Genomic DNA, 17954 nt, shown 5'->3' on the forward strand with positions numbered 1-17954 from the left:
ACTAGGGCAGCAGGACGATCGAGCCGGTGGTCTTGCGGTCGGCCAAGTCGCGGTGGGCCTGGGTGGCATCGGCCAGCGGATAGGTGGCACCGACGCGAAGGTTCAAGGTTCCGGCGGCGATCCAGTCGAAGACATCCGTTGCACGCCAGAGGAATTCGGTGCGGTCTCGGGTGTACGCGCCCAGGGAGGGGCGAGTCAGCCACAGCGAACCGGCAGGGTTGAGGCGCTGGGGGTCGAAGGGCGGGACCGCGCCGCTGGCTGCGCCGAAGAGGGCTAGGGTGCCGCGCACGCGCAGGGAAGCAAGGCTTGCTTCGAACGTGCTGGCGCCGACGCCGTCGTAGACCGCGGCGACGCCGATGCCGTCGGTGAGGTCGCGGACTCGGGCGGCGAGGTCGTCGCCGTAGTGCAGGACGTCGGTGGCGCCTGCTTCGCGGGAGAGTTTTTCCTTGGCGTCGGTGGAGACCGTGGTGATCACCCTGGCTCCCTTCGCGACCGCCATCTGGGTGAGCAGCAGCCCGACGCCGCCCGCGCCCGCGTGGATGAGCACCGGGTCGCCGGGTTCGGGGGAGAACACCGATTCGATCAGGTAGTGGGCGGTCATGCCCTGGAGCAGGGCGGCGGCCGCGACGGCGGGTTCGACGTCGTCGGGCACCTTCACCGCGACGGCCTCGTCGACGGCGACCATCGTCGCGTAGCTGCCGGGTGCCGACGCCCAGGCGACTCGATCGCCGATCGAGAACTCGGTGACGTCCGAACCGATCGCCACCACGACGCCCGTGCCCTCGGAGCCCGGGATATAGGGCGTCGCCTGTGGGTACTGGCCCGTGCGGAAGTAGATGTCGATGTAATTGACACCCACACCCTGGGTCTCGACCAGCAGCTGACCGGGTCCGGCCTGCGGGTCTGCCACCTCGACGGACCGCAGGACCTCGGGACCACCGTGCTCGGAAACCTGAATCGCGCGCATGAGTCCCCTTTCTACACCCCGTGTTCCAGACCACTCGGGGCTGGACTGGAAACTACCGGCCGGTAAACTGCGGTTCATGAGTACAACCGCCGCCCCCGAGGCCGTGAAGGTGCCGGCCGAGGTCGAGAAGTCCATCGTGAAGTTCCTCGCCCAGCACGGTGGTTCGGGAACCGCCGTGCTGCAGTACATCGGCAAGCAGGGCGTGCGGATCACCCTGGTCGGTGCCGACGGCATCCTCGGCGACCGGGTGGTCGGCGATATGGCGACCGCGAAGGCGATCGTCGAGCGCGTCGACGGTCTTGCCGAGACCGACGAGTGGAGCCGTGAGCTGGGCTCGATCGTTACCCCTGCTGCGTCGCACTGGGCCAAGATGGCCGGTTGGGTCGCCCGTCAGACCAAGTTCCCGAAGGCGCGTAACGCGAAGTTGTTCGCCGGCGCCTGACCCACTGACGAGAAAAGCCCGCGAATCGCACTGCGACGCGGGCTTTTTCGTTGTTCGAGAGGTACCGGAAACCTCAGTGCACGGAAGTCTGTGACAACGCGGGCGCGTCGATCTTCTCGCGGGTACGCAGCGATGCCCACAGCGCGGCGGTCGCCGCGGTACAGGCCGCGGCCCCGCCGACATGGATGGCAACGAGCGCGGCGGGCACATCGGTGAAGTACTGGACGATGCCGACGAGCGACTGCGCCAGCACCAGCCCGAGCAGCACGAACAACCGCTTGCGGATGGCCGCCGACATGCCGACGGCGTACAGCCCGAAGGCGAGTCCGATCAGCAGCGCCAGGTAGCCGATCAGCAACTGCGAGTGCAGGTGCACCAGCGTGACGATCTCGACTTCCAGCCGCTCGACCTGTCGCTCGATGCTCTTGTCGCCGGCATGGGGCCCGGCCGCGGTGACCAGGGTGCCCGCGATGAGTACCCCCGCGAGCGCCACGCCCGACAGCGCGGTGAGCCAGCGCAGGGGAGCGGGCACCTGGACGGTCTCGATGCCGTCGTCGGGTTCGCTGATCTTCGCGTACAGCACCACCGCGAGCCACACCATCACCATCGAGGCGAGCAGGTGCACAGCCACGGTCCACCACAGCAGACCGGTGCGCACGGTGATCCCGCCGATGATCGCCTGCACGACGGTGCCGCCGGGCATCAACCAGGCGTAGACCAGAACTTCCTTGCGCCTGCGCGCCCGGACGACGGCCAGCACGATCAACGCCGCGCACAGTGTCACCACGAAGGTGAGCAGCCGATTGCCGAACTCCACGGTCTGGTGCAGGACCGGCACTTCCGATACCCCGATCGGGGTGAAGCTGCCGGGGAAGCACTGCGGCCAGGTCGGGCAGCCGAGCCCGGAGGCGGTGACGCGCACGATGGCGCCGGTCACCGAGATTCCCGCCTGGCTGAGGATCACCGCGATGGCGATGAGCCGCTGCACCCGCAGCGAGGGGAGCGGCAGCCGGTCGACGAGGCCAACGAAGGCGCGATACAGCACGTCAGGAATGGTACCGGCCGGGAATTCGGCGCTGATACCAGGGCTACTACAGTGCGTCGTTGGTCACGTCAGCTGAACCGGAACAGCCGGGTCGCGAGCCACCCGCACACCACGCCCCACGCCGCCAGCACCGCCACCCCGAACCAGTCGATCGATCCCGACAGGGCCGTGTCCAGCGCATAGGCCAGCGCACCGGACGGGATGAGCCGCGCGAGCATGCTCAGCGCGGTGGGCAGGGTATCGCCGACGAGTACCAGGCTGGCGATGCCGAGCATGATGAACCACAAGATATTGGCCAGCGCGAGCACGATCTCGGCTTTGAGCGTGCCGCCGAGCAGCAGCCCCATCGCCGCGAAGGTGGCCGTGCCGAGCGCGATCACCAGCGCGCCGAGGGCGAGTCCGCCGATGCCGGGCCGCCACCCCAGCGCGACGCCGATGGCGCCGAGCAGCATCGCCTGCAGCACCACCACGATCAGCACGGCAGCGCACTTGCCCGCGATCACGCCCCAGCGGGGCAGCGGCGTCGCGCCGAGCCGTTTGAGGGCGCCGTAGCGGCGGTCGAAGCCGACGGCGATGGCCTGGCCGGTGAACGCGGTCGACATCACCGCGGTCATCATCACCATCGGCACGATCCGGTCCACCCGGTGCTCGCCGAGGTCGCCGAACGGCAGCAGGGAGAGCCCGATGAGCAGGGTGATCGGGATGAACATGGTGAGCAGCAGCTGTTCGCCGTTGCGCAACAACAGTTTCAGCTCGAGCCCGGTCTGCGCCGTGAGCATCGTGGTCCGCGTGGCGGGACGCGGATCGGGGGTGAAGGTGCCGGGCAGGAAACGGCTGGTGGTCTCGCTCATCCGCGCAGGTCCCGTCCGGTCAGTTCGAGGAAAACGTCTTCGAGGCGGCGCTGGTCGATGCGGATGTCGGTGGCCAGCACGTCCATCCTGGCGCACCAGGCGGTGACGGTGGCCAGCACCTGCGGGTTGATCTCACCCTCGACGAGGTAGGTGCCCGGCGTCGTCTCGCGCGGCGAAAAGCCTTCCGGGAGAGCCGATGTCAGCAGGTTAAGGTCGAGTTTCGGCGGTGCGCAGAACCGCAGCTGGCCCGCCGCGCCATGGGCGGTGACCTCGGCGGGAGTGCCCTGGGCGACGATCTGCCCGTGATCGATGATGACGAGATGGTCGGCGAGCTGTTCGGCCTCGTCCATCATGTGCGTGGTGAGCACGACGCTCACGCCGTCGCGGCGCAGCGCGTCGATGAGTTCCCAGACGATCAGCCGGGCCTGGGCGTCGAGCCCGGCGGTCGGTTCGTCGAGGAACACGATCTCGGGCTTGCCGACCAGCGCGCAAGCGAGCGCGAGCCGCTGCTGCTGGCCGCCGGACAGGCGTCGATAGGGGGTGCGGCGATTGTCCTGCAAGCCCAGCGTCGACAGCAGCCAGTCCGGGTCGATGGGATCGGCGGAGTAGGCGGCGACCAGGTCGAGCATCTCGCCGGCGCGGGCACCGGGGTAGGCGCCGCCGCCCTGGAGCATCACGCCGATGCGCGGACGCAACTGCTCGGAGTCGGCGATCGGGTCGAGGCCGAGGACGCGAACGGTGCCCGCGTCCGGGCGCACGAAGCCTTCGCACATCTCGACGGTGGTGGTCTTGCCCGCGCCGTTGGGGCCGAGCAGAGCGAACACCTGGGCGGGCTCTACGTCGAACCGGAGACCGTCCACTGCGGTGGTCTCGCCATAGCGCTTGACCACACCGTCGACGCTAACGGCGGGTCCAGGGCGACTTGTCACGATGTCACACGGTAAGGCGTGCCCTCCTGTGACGGAGCCGACACCCCCGCCTGCGACCGCCAGGGCAGGGTGTGCCGGGTGAGCGCGAAGAACAGCGCGAAGCACACGACGGCCGCCAGCGCGGCGCCGATGATCTGGAAAACCTGGAACTCCGCACCGCGCGGCATCACCAACATCGACACCACCGCCGAGAACGCGACCGCGGGCACGCGGAACACCGGCTGGGTGGCCCATGCCGCCAGCGGCACGATCGCCCAGAGCAGGTACCAGGGCTGTACCACCGGGAACAACAGCACGATCGCCGCCAGCGAGACGCCGAGCGCGCCCACAGGATGCAATCGGCCCATCCCGGTGGCGACGAGCATGCGAACCGTGATGAAGGCCGCCACCGCACCCGCGATCGGGCGGGTGATCGACAACAGCGCGGTCGTGTGGTCACCCAGGCCGAGCAGCACGCCGCCGAATCCGGTGACGATCCCGATGATGGTCGGCAGCGACATCCAGCTCCGCACGGCGTTGGCGACGCTGAGCGTGTGGATCCAGCCGAAGCCGAGCCCGCTGGCGAAGCCGATGAAAAGTGTTGCCGCCCCGGCGATCACGCCCAGCAAGACCGCGGCCTTGACGACAGCTTTGAAGGTGCCGCCCCAGCGTCTGGCCAGTGCCATGCCCACGAATCCGAGCGCGATGATGGAGGTGAGCTTGATCGATGACGACAAGGTGATCACCACCGCGCCACTGATCAGCAACCCGTAGGCGCGAGCGTCGAAAGGTGGCAGATTCGTGCCCGTCAGCCGGTCGGGTTTGCCGCCTTCGCCGTAGATCGCGCGCAGCATCAGCTCCATCCCGGCCAGCATCAGGCCGAGCATCAGCGCGTCGTTGTGCACGCCGCCGACCAGGTGGAACAGCACCAGCGGATTGGCCGCACCGAGCCACAGCGCACTCACCGGCGCCACCCCGCAGCGCACCGACAACCGCGGCAGCGCCCACACGATCAGTGCGACCCCGGCCAGCGCCAGCAACCGGTGCACCCACACCCCGGCGATGATGTTGTCCCCGGTCAGCTCCGCGATACCGCGGCCGATCCACAGGAACAGCGGACCGTACGGCGCGGGCGTATCACGCCAGATCGTCGGCACATTGTTGGTGAGCACATTGTCGATCCCGAGTCCGGCGACCGGCCCTTCGGAATACGGGTCGATCCCGCGGGCGGCGATCTCGCTCTGTGCCAGATAGGAATAGACGTCGTTGCTGAACATCGGCGGCGCCACCGACAGCGGGATGATCCACAGCAGCAGGGTGCGATCCAGTTGCGAGCGGGTCAGACGGTGCAAGGGTGATCCCGCGAGACCACCGATCGCGAACCGCCCAAGCAGCAACCACGCACCGATCACCAGCGCGGTGCCGAACATGCACATCGCGAGCGACCCGGTGTGCGCTCGCGCGAAGATGCCGAGCACCCGCACGCCCGAGACCGGGTTCTGATGCACCGGCTGGGCGCCGATCCCCAGCGCCGCGATCGCCATGAGCACCGTGCCGGTCGCGCCCATGAGCCGGATCCGGTCCAGTTGCGCGCGTTCGCGCTTGTCGAGCCCGGGGACCTCGGTCTCGTCGCGATGCAGCACCGCGACGGTGTGATCGGGCGTCGACACGTCGAGCCCGAGAGCTCGCCGCCCGAACGCCAGTGTCTTGCGCGCCGCGCCCTCCAGTACCGCCACGAGCTCAGAGCCTAGTGGGCACAGGCGCCACCGCGTTCCTCAGTTGTCTCGCGCATGGTCGCGGCGAACTACCTCGGTGCTTCGACAGGGGTGGGCGCGCTCACGGCAGGCGGTCCGACGAACACCGGCTCCGAGCGCAGCGAGAGCACGGCGGCGATGATCACGGCCACGCAGATCACCGCGACCGCGCCGAGCGCCGCCCAGCCGATGCGCTGCGCGGACCCCTGATCACGGGCCGACAGCCAGCCGGGCACGAACAGGATGCCGAGCGCGCTCAACGTGCCCGCGGCCAGACCGCCGAGGTGGCCCCACAGCGAGATCCCCGGGATCGAGAAACTGATCAGCACGTTCACACCGATGACCACCAGCATCGGCGTCGGGCTCTGCCGCAACCGGATCAGTGTCACCGTGACAGCGCCGAACAAGCCGTACACCGCGCCGGAGGCACCGGCAGTCGCGGTCACCGAGTCCGACAGTGCCATCACCGCCGCCGACCCACCCAGCAGCGAGACCAGATAGACGCACCCGTACCTGACCCGGCCCAGCACCTGCTCGAGGTCGCGACCGACGACATAGAGCGCGAACATGTTGACCAGCAGATGGATCGCGCCGTAATGCAGGAACCCCGACCCGAGCAGCCGCCACCACTCGCCGTCGGCCACCAGCAGCGGGACCAGGACGAACTCGCGGAACACCGACGATCCGCGATAGTTGTCCATCGGACTTCCGGCCTGCGCCGCGGTGATCACATAGACCAGCACATTGACCGCGATCAACCCATAGGTCACATAGGGAACGGCCCCGCCCTGGCGTGCCCCGCTGACGGTCCGTACCGGCCGCACGTCCTGCTGCCCCTGCCGCACGCAGTCGACGCAGTGCTGCCCGACCGACGCCGGGCGCAGGCAGTCGGTACAGGCGGGCCGCCCGCATCGCGTGCACGCGAGTCCGGTAGGCCGATCAGGATGACGGACACACGTTGGTGTGAGCGGGTTCGACACCCTGCCATCGTGCCAGACCACGGCCCCCGACCGCCTCGTTCGCCACGGCGGACCCGGACAGTCGATCGCGATGCTGTGGTGCGGATATCGCCCGCGAGCAACGCTGCGAGAGCGTGCTGACGCACTGTCCGGCGCCGGGCGTGGCCGCTCGGGCCGCCGGGTGGTCGCGGTCGAAGACCTGTGCGATGGGTCACCTCGCCGAGCCTCGGCGATCGGTCCGCAGGGGCCGCACCTGGGGTTTTATCGGGCAGGGGAGTGACCCGATGATCTTCGTCGCAGGTCAGGGCACCCTTTGTCAGGTGACCCTTATTAGATTTAGGGAAGCAATTCCGCCACACTGGTGTTGTGAAAACCGTGGGTTTGCGGACAGACGTGGGAAGTGACGGTCGTAAGACGACCGGCGCTCGGTCGTCTGCTGTTCCCGCGGCAGCCGCACACGAGGGGCAGACCAGGGCGGCCATCGTCCAGCTGCTGCTCGAGCAGGGGCCGATCACCGCGACGGCGATCGGCACCGAACTCGGTCTCGCGCCCGCCGGGGTGCGCAGGCACCTCGACGCGCTCATCGACGCGGGCCAGGCTCGGGCGAGCCGCTCGGCGCCGTGGCAGCAGAAGGGTCGCGGCAGGCCGGCCAAGCAATACCAGCTCACCGCGGCGGGCCGGGGCAATCTCGGTCACGCCTACGACGATCTGGCCGGGGCGGCGATTCGCCAGCTCGGTGAGATCGGTGGCGACGCCGCGATCGCCGAATTCGCGCGCAAGCGGGTTCGCGTGATCGTCGACGGCATCGAGCCCGTCGCCGACCACACCGCACCGGTGATCGAAGCCAAGGTCGAGGAGATCGCGGAAGCGTTCGCCGAGGCCGGTTTCGCCGCCACCACCCGTCAGGTCGGCACCGGTGTGCAGATCTGTCAGCACCACTGCCCGGTGGCTCACGTCGCCGAGGAGTTCCCGCAGTTGTGCGCCGCCGAATTGGACGCTTTCCGCGACCTGCTCGGCACCCACGTGCAGCGACTTGCGACCATCGCCAACGGCGATTGCGCCTGCACCACCCACGTACCGCTGGTCGCGGTGCCGAAGATCCCATCCGCCGCACAGCCCGCGGCGGGACGAACGAACGACTCCGGAAGGAGTGCCGAATGACGACCCCTACCGACCAGGTGCAACCGCTCACCCAGGACGAAACCATCGCCTCGCTGGGCACCTACGGTTACGGCTGGTCCGACTCCGATGTGGCCGGCGCCAGTGCGCAACGTGGCCTGTCGGAGGCCGTCGTCCGCGACATCTCGGCGAAGAAGAGCGAAGAAGAGTGGATGCTCGACGTGCGCCTCAAGGCGCTGCGCATCTTCGATCGCAAGCCCATGCCGAACTGGGGTTCCAACCTCGACGGCATCGACTTCGACAACATCAAGTACTTCGTGCGCTCGAGCGAGAAGCAGGCCGAGAGCTGGGAAGACCTGCCCGAGGACATCAAGAACACCTACGACAAGCTGGGCATCCCGGAAGCGGAGAAGCAGCGTCTGGTCTCCGGTGTCGCGGCGCAGTACGAGTCCGAGGTCGTCTACCACTCCATCCGCGAGGACCTGGAGTCCCAGGGCGTCATCTTCCTCGACACCGATACGGCGTTGAAGGAGCACCCGGAGATCTTCCACAAGTACTTCGGTTCGGTCATCCCCGCCGGTGACAACAAGTTCTCCGCGCTCAACACCGCCGTCTGGTCGGGTGGCTCGTTCATCTACGTGCCGCCGGGCGTGCACGTCGACATCCCGCTGCAGGCCTACTTCCGGATCAACACCGAGAACATGGGCCAGTTCGAGCGGACGCTGATCATCGTCGACGAGGACGCCTACGTCCACTACGTCGAGGGTTGTACAGCCCCGATCTACAAGTCCGACTCGCTGCACTCCGCGGTCGTCGAGATCATCGTGAAGAAGGGCGGCCGCTGCCGCTACACGACCATCCAGAACTGGTCGAACAACGTGTACAACCTGGTCACCAAGCGGGCCAAGGCCGAGGCGGGCGCCACCATGGAGTGGGTCGACGGCAACATCGGCTCCAAGGTCACCATGAAGTACCCGGCGGTCTGGATGACCGGTGAGCACGCGCACGGCGAGGTCCTCTCGGTCGCGTTCGCGGGCCCCGGCCAGCACCAGGACACCGGCGCCAAGATGCTGCACCTGGCCCCGCACACCTCCTCGACCATCGTGTCGAAGTCGGTGGCGCGTGGTGGCGGTCGCGCGTCCTACCGCGGTCTGGTCCAGATCAACAAGGGTGCCAACGGTTCCAAGTCGACCGTGAAGTGCGACGCGCTGCTGGTCGACACGATCAGCCGCTCCGACACCTACCCCTACGTCGACATCCGCGAGGACGACGTGACGATGGGTCACGAGGCGACCGTCTCGAAGGTCTCCGAGGAGCAGCTGTTCTACCTGATGAGCCGCGGCCTCACCGAGGACGAGGCAATGGCCATGGTGGTGCGCGGCTTCGTGGAGCCGATCGCCAAGGAATTGCCGATGGAATACGCATTGGAACTGAACCGGCTCATCGAGCTGCAGATGGAAGGGGCCGTGGGCTGATGTCGACGCTCGAGACGCCGACCCAGAACCCTGGCGCGGGCGCCGCGGTCAACAAGGGCGAGGTCTTCACCTCGTTCGACGTCGACCAGTTCGAGGTCCCGTCGGGTCGCGACGAGGCGTGGCGGTTCACCCCGCTGCGCCGGCTGCGCGGCCTGCACGACGGCACCGCCGTTGCCGACGGTGTAGCCACCGTCGAGGTGAGTGAGGTCGCCGGGGTCACCGTGGAAACGGTGGGCCGCACCGACTCTCGCCTCGGTCAGGCCGGTACCCCCGCGGATCGTGTTGCCGCCCAGGCCTATTCGGGCTTCGAATCGGCGACCGTGATCACCGTCGGCCCGGAAACCGAAGTCTCGGACCCGGTCACCGTCACCATCACCGGTCCCGGTGAGGGCAAGACCGCCTACGGTCACCTGCAGGTGCGCCTGGACAACTTCGCCGTCGCCACCGTGGTCATCGACCAGCGCGGCAGCGGAACCTTCGCCGAGAACGTCGAATTCGTGCTCGGTGACAGCGCCAAGCTCACCGTCGTCGCGGTCCAGGAATGGAACGAAGACGCCGTGCACGTCACCGCGCATCACCTGAAGCTGGGCCGTGACGCGAACCTGCGCCACGTGTCGGCGACGCTCGGCGGTGACCTGGTTCGCCTGTCCGGCACCGTGCGCTACGCCGGTCCCGGTGGCGAAGCGGAGCTGTTCGGCCTGTACTTCGCCGACGCGGGACAGCATTTCGAGCAGCGTCTGCTGGTCGATCACGCCGAGCCCAACTGCAAGTCCAATGTGCTGTACAAGGGTGCGCTGCAGGGCGATCCCGCCTCGGACAAGGGCGACGCTCGCACGGTCTGGATCGGCGACGTGCTGATCCGCGCGGCCGCCGAGGGCACCGACACCTACGAGGCGAACCGCAACCTGGTGCTCACCGACGGCGCGCGCGCCGACTCGGTGCCGAACCTGGAGATCGAGACCGGCGAGATCGCCGGCGCCGGACACGCGAGTGCCACCGGCCGTTTCGATGACGAGCAGCTGTTCTACCTGCGCGCTCGCGGCATTCCCGAAGACGTCGCCCGCCGCCTGGTGGTGCGTGGCTTCTTCTTCGAGATCATCCAGAAGGTCACGGTCCCCGAGGTCCGGGAGCGGCTCGAGGCGGCCATCGAGGCCGAACTCGCCACTGTCGGTATCTGACTCACCTACTTCCCACGAAGGATTCGAATTCGATGACCACCTTGGAAATCAAGGACCTGCACGCCGAGATCACCACCCCCGAGGGTGAATCGAAGCAGATCCTCAACGGCGTGAACCTCACCGTGAAGTCCGGCGAGACGCACGCCATCATGGGCCCCAACGGCTCGGGCAAGTCCACGCTCTCCTATGTGATCGCTGGCCACCCGAAGTACACCGTCACCCAGGGCACCATCACCCTCGACGGTGAGAACGTGCTCGACATGTCGGTCGACGAGCGCGCCCGCGCCGGCCTGTTCCTGGCCATGCAGTACCCGGTCGAGGTCCCCGGCGTCTCGATGTCGAACTTCCTTCGCACCGCCGCCACCGCCGTGCGCGGCGAGGCCCCCAAGCTGCGCACCTGGGTCAAGGAGGTGAAGGAGTCGATGAAGGAACTCGACATCGACTCGGCCTTCGCCGACCGCTCGGTGAACGAGGGCTTCTCCGGTGGCGAGAAGAAGCGTCACGAGGTGCTGCAGCTGGGTCTGCTCAAGCCGAAGATCGCGATCCTCGACGAGACCGACTCCGGCCTCGACGTCGACGCGCTGCGCATCGTCTCCGAGGGCGTGAACCGCTACAAGGAGCGCGAAGAGGGCGGCGTGCTGCTGATCACGCACTACACCCGCATCCTGCGCTACATCAAGCCCGACTTCGTGCACGTGTTCGTCAACGGCAAGATCGTCGCCGAGGGTGGCTCCGAGCTGGCCGAGGAACTCGACGCGAACGGCTACGAGCGCTTCACGTCCGCGACCGCTGGAGCCTGACATGACCGCTACGGTGCCAGCCCTCGACGTGGCCCGGATCCGGGCCGACTTCCCGATCCTGCACCGCACGGTGCGGGACGGGAAACCGTTGGTGTACCTGGATTCCGGTGCCACCTCGCAGCGTCCGCTGCAGGTGCTGGACGCCGAGCGCGAGTTCTTGCTCACCCGGAACTCCGCCGTGCACCGCGGTGCGCATCAGCTGGCGGAGGAGGCGACCGACTCCTACGAACAGGCGCGCGCCGATATCGCCCGCTTCGTCGGCGCGGATCCCGGCGAGATCGTGTTCACCAAGAACGCGACCGAGTCGCTGAACCTGGTGGCCAACGCGTTCGGTGACGACCGGTTCCCCTACAAGGTCGGCCCCGGCGACGAGATCGTCATCACCGAGCTCGAACACCACGCGAATCTCGTTCCGTGGCAGGAGCTCGCGCGTCGTACCGGTGCCACGCTCAAGTGGTACGGCATCACCGACGACGGCCGCATCGACCTGGATTCGCTCGAACTGTCGCCCGCGACAAAGGTTCTCGCGTTCAGCCATCAGTCGAACGTGACCGGCGCGGTGGCTCCGGTGGACGAATTGATCCGCCGCGCGAAGGCAGTCGGCGCGCTCGTCGTGCTCGACGCCTGCCAGTCGGTGCCGCACATGGCGGTGGACTTCCACGAGCTCGGGGTGGACTTCGCCGCGTTCTCCGGCCACAAGATGCTGGGCCCGATGGGCGTGGGCGGACTGTACGGCCGCCGTGCGCTGCTGGAGCAGACGCCGCCGTTCATCACCGGTGGGTCGATGATCGAGACCGTCACCATGGAGAAGACCACCTACGCGCCGCCGCCGCAGCGCTTCGAGGCGGGCACGCCGATGACCTCGCAGGTGGTCGGGCTGGCCGCCGCGGTGCGTTATCTCGAGGACCTCGGCATGGACGCGGTCGCGGCGCACGAGCACGCGCTCACCGGTGCCGCGCTCGACGGTCTGTCCGGCATCGACGGTGTGCGGATCATCGGGCCCGCCGAGAACGTCGATCGTGGTGGCGCGGTGTCGTTCGTGGTCGACGGGATCCACGCCCACGACGTGGGCCAGATCCTCGACGACGAGGGTGTCGCCATCCGCGTCGGGCACCACTGCGCCTGGCCGCTGCACCGCAAGTTCGGTATCGCCGCCACCGCGCGTGCCTCGTTCGCCGTCTACAACACCCTCGACGAGGTCGACGCACTGGTCGCGGCCGTGCGGAAGGCCAAGACCTTCTTCGGAGTTGCCTAGATCATGCGTATGGAGCAGATGTACCAGGAAGTGATCCTGGATCACTACAAGCACCCGCACCACCGCGGGCTGCGGGAACCGTTCGGTGCGCAGGTGCACCACGTGAACCCGACCTGCGGTGACGAAGTGACGATGCGTGTGCAGATCGACGACGCCGGTGAGGTCGCCGACGTCTCCTACGATGGTCAGGGCTGCTCGATCAGCCAGGCCGCCACCTCGATCCTCACCGATCAGGTGATCGGGCTGCCGGTGCAGCAGGCGCTGAAGGTGGTCGACTCGTTCAGCGAGATGATCTCCAGCCGCGGCACCGTCGAAGGTGACGAGGACATGATCGGCGACGGCATCGCCCTCGCCGGTGTGAGCAAGTACCCGGCGCGGGTCAAGTGCGCGCTGCTCGGGTGGATGGCGTTCAAAGACGCTGTCGTGCAGATCAGTTCGGCCGAGGAAACCAAGGCACCGATGGGAAATGGGGAGTCTGCCACATGAGTGAGAGCACCGATACCGCACAGATCCCGGAAGCCGCTGAGGCCGTCGAGGCGGAAAAAGCCGTCGAGGTCGAGCTGACGGCCGAGCAGATCCAGCACATCGAAGACCTCGAAGAGGCGATGCGCGACGTCGTCGACCCCGAACTCGGCATCAATGTCGTCGACCTCGGCCTGGTCTACGGCCTGTCCGTCGACGACGCGAACATCTGCACCCTCGACATGACGCTCACCTCGGCGGCCTGTCCGCTGACCGACGTCATCGAAGACCAGTCCCGCAACGCGCTGGTGCGCAGCGGCCTGGTCGAGGACCTCAAGATCAACTGGGTCTGGATGCCCCCGTGGGGCCCGGACAAGATCACCGACGACGGCCGCGAACAGCTGCGCGCCCTCGGCTTCACGGTGTAGCACCGCGCTTTTCGGGCCCGGATCCTGTATGGATCCGGGCCCTTTCATGTTCTGGCGGTATTGCATTGACCGGTCGCGATGTGACCTTGCGCGGTGCGGTTGGCTATCACCGGACGTTCGATGATGATCTTAAAGGTTCCGGACTTCCGGAACAGCTTTCACGAGGAGTACTTTCGAATGAGTTTCATGGGCAAGGTCGGCTTCGCCGTCGCGGCGTCGGTTCTGGCGGCCGGGTCTCTGCTGGGTGCCGGTTCGGCGAATGCGGCCGGCGACAAGTGGGGCGCGATGGCCGTAGACGGTAACTGGGACAATGTTGGTCGTTCGATCAACTATCCGACGCGTGCCGAGGCCGAAGCCGCTGCGTTGGAAGAGTGCGCCGCGGATGGTTGCTACGTGGAGGTCACCTGGGCGAACGGGTGCCTGGCCTTGGTGGACAACGATGAGTTCTTCGCCTGGGGCAAGGGATCGACCCGCGCCGAGGCGGAGCGGGAGGCCTACCTCGCGCTGACCGAGGGCACCCCGCAGAACCTGCTCGTCAACGTCGGCTCGTCGCAGCTGGCCGGCGGTCGCGTGATCGACACGCTCTGCACCGACAACGCGGGCTGATCCGCACGGCGATTTTCGGGCCCGGATCCTGCAAGGATCCGGGCCCATCTTTATGACGGTTATGTGTCGAGGAGCCGCGGTGTGATGTTTACCGTTCCGGTTGGCTGCCAACGGCATTCGATGATGATCTTGACGGTTCCGGATTTCCGGAACAGTTTCAAGAGGAGATCTTTCGAATGAGTTTCATGGGTAAGGTCGGCTTCGCCGCGGCGGCGTCGGTTCTTGCGGCCGGGTCGGTGCTGGGTGCCGGTGCGGCGGACGCCGCGAACAACAAGTGGGCCGCGATCGCGTTCAGCTCGGAGCAGTGGGAAAGCTGGAGCACAAGGGACTGGCCCACCGAGGAGGAGGCGACCTCCAAGGTGCTGCAGGACTGCGGCATGGAGGACTGCCGGATCCTGACCTCGTGGGCCAATGGCTGCGGGGCGTTGGTGTGGAACGACCAAGGCTGGGTCGCCGCCGCGTCAGGACCTACCCGCAGCGAAGCGGTGCGAAAGGCTATCGACAGGCTGTCCGATGGTGTTCCGATCGCACGACTGGCGAACTTCGGGTCATCGGACTTCAGCGGCACGAAGGTCGTCGATGTGTTCTGCACATCGAACGTGCGCGGCTGACGCGAGCGGCGAGCCGCACGGCGAACGCCCGCTGATCATCGCACGGTGAACGGGCCCGAATCCTCTCGAAGGATTCGGGCCCGTTTCGTTGTGTACTAGGCGTTTTCGGCCGCGGAGACCGCGTCGATCCAGGCGCTGATCATGTCGGCGGTGCCGGCGATGATGGCCTCGAGTTCGACGTCGTCCAACTCGACCGAACGCAACGCCGTGGCGAAACCGGCGTTGAGTACGACGAAGGCCATCACGTCGATGTCGACATGCTTGATCGGGCCGATGATCTGGAGGAGGTAGAGCTTGATGAGCATCCGCAGTCGGGGTTCGAATTCGGGGATACCGCTGCCGTAGAACTGCAGATCGGCGACCAGGGCCCGCACGAGCGGCCCGTTCGTGACGAGGATGTCCACGGCCGAGCGGATCAGGTCGATCACGGCATCACGGGGGGATTGGTTCGCGCTCGCACTCAGCAGCTGGCTGTAGCGCTCCTCTACCTGCAGAAACAGGCTGTCGTTGAGTTCTTTGACGATCTCGTCGCGGTCGCTGAAATATCGGTAGAGCGTACCGATGCTCATGCCCGCTTCGGTCGCGATCCGATTCGTCGAGGTATTGCCGATCCCACGGGTGCCGAAAAGATGAGCGGACACCGTGAGAATACGTGTTCTGGTTTCCTTCGCCCGGTCTTGCTTGGGACGTTTGCGCTGCTTATCGGCTTGCGGGGGCATTTTCGGACCTCGACGGAAAGAAGAGTAGAAGGTGAGCTGTCGCTCACCCTACAGTCATGATCACAGAGAAACCGAAGTGTCGGTCATCACCTGGACCAACACGACGGAGGCACAACCACTACCGGCGGCGCCGGGGTGTAGAAGGAGGAGTCGACGATGACGATCTCACTGGACGAGACGGCCCTGTGGCAGCCCTTGCGTGATGTGCGGACGATGACCAGCCGATTGGTCGGCCATTTCGTCGACAATGTCGCGACCTGCCGGACACTCCCCGGCGATGCGATCGCCGGCGACGTCACCTCGGTCACCAGGATGTGTCTGGAAATCGTCGGCGGAATGCTGGACGGCCGCGACGAGGAGGTGAAACTGAACCGGCTCGCGGTGGCCGCGGCGGGCTGGGCGCGCGAAGGCGTGCCGATCGAGACGATCCTGCACGCCTTCCATGAGGGTTTCCGGCTCTCCTTCGACGCGGTCTACGACGAGGTGGCCGACGCCGACCGCGCGAGCCTGATCCACGGCTTCCGCCGGGTCGTCGAGATCTCGGACCTGTTGTGTACCACCGTGACGCGTTCCTATATCCGCGAGCACCGCGAGGCCGTCGGTGAACATCACACGGCCGTGCACACGCTCACTTCGGCGCTACTGGCCGGTCAGTCGACCGTCACCATGGCACGCGAGGTCGGCATCACCGTCTCCGACGCGTATTCGGTACTCGCGCTGTCGATCGGGGCGCATCCCGACGAGCGCGATCCACGCGTGAACGGGGCCGTGGTGGCCCGGCGCAAACTGCGCCGGGTGCAAACGGCGTTGGCGCACAGGTGCGGTGAACAGGTGCTTGCACTGCTGTCGGTCGACGGTGGCACCCTGCTGATCCCGGCCGATCTGCTGGCCGACGAGCAACTCGACGCACTGGTCGAGGCGTTGTCGCGGGCCGCGCACGTCGACATCACGGCAGCCCTGGTGCCCGCGACCACCGACGAGATCCCCGACGCGGCCCAGCGTGCCCACGAACTCCTGGACATGGTGGAACGTCTCGACAGCGCCCCCGGTCTCTACCGCTTCGGCGACCTGGCCTTGGAATACCAGCTCACCCGCCCCGGCCCCGGCCGCGCCCGGCTCGGCGAACTGCTCGCCCCGCTCGACAACCACCCCGAGCTCTACGAAACCCTGCGCGTGCACATCGCCAACAACATGAACCGCCAGCGCACCGCGCGCCTGCTGCACATCCACACCAACACCGTCGACTACCGCCTGCGCCGAGTAGCCCAGCTCACCGGCCTCGACCCGGCCCAATCCTCGGGCCTGTGGCAACTGCGCTCCTCGATGATCGCCCGCAGCTTCCACACCGGCCGCGGCACCCAACCCACCGTCATCGCCACCCCCGGAATCCCCCGCCGCGCCACCCCCCACCCCTACCTCGACCTGAACAGCGTCCGCTCGGCCTGACCCGACTACTCCCGTATCCGGCCCCGGTACCGCGACCCCCGAACCGACGCGGTGCCGGGCCTTCGAACGCCGGTCCCACAGTCCGCCAGGTGAATACCGGAGGTCGCATCACAAGCGACTAGCACCTGATTCCAATCCTCGGGGCGGCCATCCGTGGGAGGCCGTTAGTTGTCGGAGGGTGTTGTTAATCTGTGGCGGACGGGCGGTTCGGGAGGAATCGGGCGTTATAACCTGCGAGAACTGTTGTTGCCGGGGATGTCTCGGCGCTATGACGGGGCTCGCCGAATGGTCGTCGTGGCGATGCCGGAAAGCTATTTCCGGGGGAGTGGACGGGCGTTCATGATTGGTTCGGCTTCGAGGCGCGGAGTCGGTATTTCGACGGGGAGAATCTCTGATGTCTGTTGTGGGCAAATATGCCCTTGGTGTGGCTGCCGTCTCCGCGGTGGCGGCGTTCACCGTGGTGAGCGCGGGGCCTGCTTCCGCGGGGGCCAGTGGGGTGGCGATCGCCGAGGTGCCGGGGTACACCGCTGTGTCGCGCGATGGTGGATTCCAGGCCGCGGCGGGCGATCTCTATGGGGCGCTGGCGTTGTCGGCGGGCCACGCTGTGGTGGCCTCGGCGGTGAATTACGGAAGCTGGGCGGCGGCGACCCAGGCCGCGCTCGACGAGTGCGGTGTGCGGGACTGCCAGGTCGTCGTCGGGTTCCGCAATGCCTGCGGTGCGGTGGCGCAGGGCGCGGACTACCGCTTCGGCTGGGCGTGGGATCACTCCCTGGCCGCGGCCGAGCGCTCCGCGGTGGATGTGCTCGGCATCAGTGCGGCACCGTTTCCTGATCCGGGTTCGGCGTCGCCGCGTGCGGCAAGCGTCATCCTGTCGGCGTGCACTGCGAACATCTAGACAGATCCAGTAGTGGCACGGGCCGAATCGGCCC

General features: G+C 67.2%; 19 protein-coding genes. 12 read left to right on the top strand and 7 right to left on the bottom strand.

Annotation, left to right across the window (positions count from 1 at the left end; genetic code table 11):
- Position 1: 1 nt before the first annotated feature.
- On the bottom strand, positions 2–967 hold the full coding sequence (locus ACFWPX_RS24105) for a quinone oxidoreductase family protein (protein ID WP_378929208.1): 966 nt from the start codon (positions 965–967) through the stop codon (positions 2–4).
- Positions 968–1043: 76 nt separating this feature from the next.
- Here ACFWPX_RS24105 and ACFWPX_RS24110 point away from each other — a divergent pair, with 76 nt between their 5' ends.
- Entirely contained in the window at positions 1044–1409 is a 366-nt protein-coding gene (locus ACFWPX_RS24110) for a hypothetical protein (RefSeq protein WP_378929211.1), read from the top strand.
- 73 nt (positions 1410–1482) lie between these two features.
- Here the strand turns inward: ACFWPX_RS24110 and ACFWPX_RS24115 are convergent, their stop codons facing one another.
- The 5 genes from ACFWPX_RS24115 to ACFWPX_RS24135 all read right to left on the bottom strand — a co-directional run bounded on the left by ACFWPX_RS24115 (position 1483) and on the right by ACFWPX_RS24135 (position 6968).
- Entirely contained in the window at positions 1483–2454 is a 972-nt protein-coding gene (locus ACFWPX_RS24115) for a heme A synthase (RefSeq protein ID WP_378929213.1), read from the bottom strand.
- A gap of 68 nt (positions 2455–2522) precedes the next feature.
- A complete protein-coding gene (locus ACFWPX_RS24120) occupies positions 2523–3305 on the bottom strand; it encodes an ABC transporter permease (RefSeq protein WP_378929215.1) in 783 nt (260 codons plus the stop codon).
- Positions 3302–4234 carry an ABC transporter ATP-binding protein gene (locus ACFWPX_RS24125; protein WP_378912948.1) on the bottom strand — a complete coding sequence of 311 codons (933 nt, stop codon included), beginning with the start codon at positions 4232–4234 and terminating at the stop codon, positions 3302–3304. Before ACFWPX_RS24125 ends, ACFWPX_RS24120 begins: the two co-directional genes overlap by 4 nt.
- Complete coding sequence (mptB, locus tag ACFWPX_RS24130; RefSeq protein WP_378929217.1) at positions 4231–5949, bottom strand: polyprenol phosphomannose-dependent alpha 1,6 mannosyltransferase MptB; 1719 nt, start codon at positions 5947–5949, stop codon at positions 4231–4233. The genes ACFWPX_RS24125 and mptB overlap by 4 nt, the downstream gene beginning before the upstream one ends.
- A gap of 68 nt (positions 5950–6017) precedes the next feature.
- A complete protein-coding gene (locus tag ACFWPX_RS24135) occupies positions 6018–6968 on the bottom strand; it encodes a rhomboid family intramembrane serine protease (RefSeq protein ID WP_378929220.1) in 951 nt (316 codons plus the stop codon).
- A gap of 333 nt (positions 6969–7301) precedes the next feature.
- Between ACFWPX_RS24135 and ACFWPX_RS24140 the strand changes: the two genes are divergently transcribed.
- The 9 genes from ACFWPX_RS24140 (at position 7302) to ACFWPX_RS24180 (ending at position 14860) form a co-directional block, all read left to right on the top strand.
- Positions 7302–8087 carry a helix-turn-helix transcriptional regulator gene (locus tag ACFWPX_RS24140; RefSeq protein ID WP_378913149.1) on the top strand — a complete coding sequence of 262 codons (786 nt, stop codon included), beginning with the start codon at positions 7302–7304 and terminating at the stop codon, positions 8085–8087.
- Positions 8084–9520, top strand: coding sequence for a Fe-S cluster assembly protein SufB (gene sufB, locus ACFWPX_RS24145; RefSeq protein ID WP_378912945.1), 1437 nt, complete (start codon positions 8084–8086; stop codon positions 9518–9520). The genes ACFWPX_RS24140 and sufB overlap by 4 nt, the downstream gene beginning before the upstream one ends.
- The gene (sufD, locus tag ACFWPX_RS24150; RefSeq protein ID WP_378912944.1) at positions 9520–10698 is read left to right on the top strand and encodes a Fe-S cluster assembly protein SufD; all 1179 of its coding nucleotides are present in this window, start codon (positions 9520–9522) and stop codon (positions 10696–10698) included. The genes sufB and sufD overlap by 1 nt, the downstream gene beginning before the upstream one ends.
- A 32-nt stretch (positions 10699–10730) precedes the next feature.
- Positions 10731–11498 (top strand): Fe-S cluster assembly ATPase SufC, encoded by a 768-nt coding sequence (sufC, locus tag ACFWPX_RS24155; RefSeq protein WP_067452582.1) that lies wholly within the window; start codon positions 10731–10733, stop codon positions 11496–11498.
- Between the two features lies 1 nt (position 11499).
- Positions 11500–12753 (top strand): cysteine desulfurase, encoded by a 1254-nt coding sequence (locus ACFWPX_RS24160; protein ID WP_378912943.1) that lies wholly within the window; start codon positions 11500–11502, stop codon positions 12751–12753.
- 3 nt (positions 12754–12756) lie between these two features.
- Positions 12757–13239, top strand: a complete 483-nt coding sequence (gene sufU, locus ACFWPX_RS24165) for a Fe-S cluster assembly sulfur transfer protein SufU (protein ID WP_056810385.1) — start codon at positions 12757–12759, stop codon at positions 13237–13239.
- Positions 13236–13643: a metal-sulfur cluster assembly factor gene (locus tag ACFWPX_RS24170; RefSeq protein WP_378912942.1), complete on the top strand. Its 408-nt coding sequence runs from the start codon at positions 13236–13238 to the stop codon at positions 13641–13643. Before sufU ends, ACFWPX_RS24170 begins: the two co-directional genes overlap by 4 nt.
- Before the next feature lie 177 nt (positions 13644–13820).
- Positions 13821–14249: a DUF4189 domain-containing protein gene (locus tag ACFWPX_RS24175; RefSeq protein ID WP_378912941.1), complete on the top strand. Its 429-nt coding sequence runs from the start codon at positions 13821–13823 to the stop codon at positions 14247–14249.
- A gap of 176 nt (positions 14250–14425) precedes the next feature.
- Positions 14426–14860 carry a DUF4189 domain-containing protein gene (locus ACFWPX_RS24180; RefSeq protein ID WP_378912940.1) on the top strand — a complete coding sequence of 145 codons (435 nt, stop codon included), beginning with the start codon at positions 14426–14428 and terminating at the stop codon, positions 14858–14860.
- 95 nt (positions 14861–14955) lie between these two features.
- Here ACFWPX_RS24180 and ACFWPX_RS24185 read toward each other — a convergent pair whose 3' ends face one another.
- Positions 14956–15501, bottom strand: coding sequence for a TetR/AcrR family transcriptional regulator (locus tag ACFWPX_RS24185; protein WP_378912939.1), 546 nt, complete (start codon positions 15499–15501; stop codon positions 14956–14958).
- A 234-nt stretch (positions 15502–15735) separates the two neighbouring features.
- Here ACFWPX_RS24185 and ACFWPX_RS24190 point away from each other — a divergent pair, with 234 nt between their 5' ends.
- Together ACFWPX_RS24190 and ACFWPX_RS24195 are read left to right on the top strand one after the other, a co-directional pair.
- Positions 15736–17025 (top strand): PucR family transcriptional regulator, encoded by a 1290-nt coding sequence (locus tag ACFWPX_RS24190; RefSeq protein ID WP_378929223.1) that lies wholly within the window; start codon positions 15736–15738, stop codon positions 17023–17025.
- Between the two features lie 394 nt (positions 17026–17419).
- A complete protein-coding gene (locus ACFWPX_RS24195; protein WP_378929225.1) occupies positions 17420–17920 on the top strand; it encodes a DUF4189 domain-containing protein in 501 nt (166 codons plus the stop codon).
- The last annotated feature ends 34 nt before the right edge of the window (positions 17921–17954 follow it).

This window comes from Nocardia sp. NPDC058518 (genome assembly GCF_042719655.1).
Lineage (GTDB): Bacteria > Actinomycetota > Actinomycetes > Mycobacteriales > Mycobacteriaceae > Nocardia.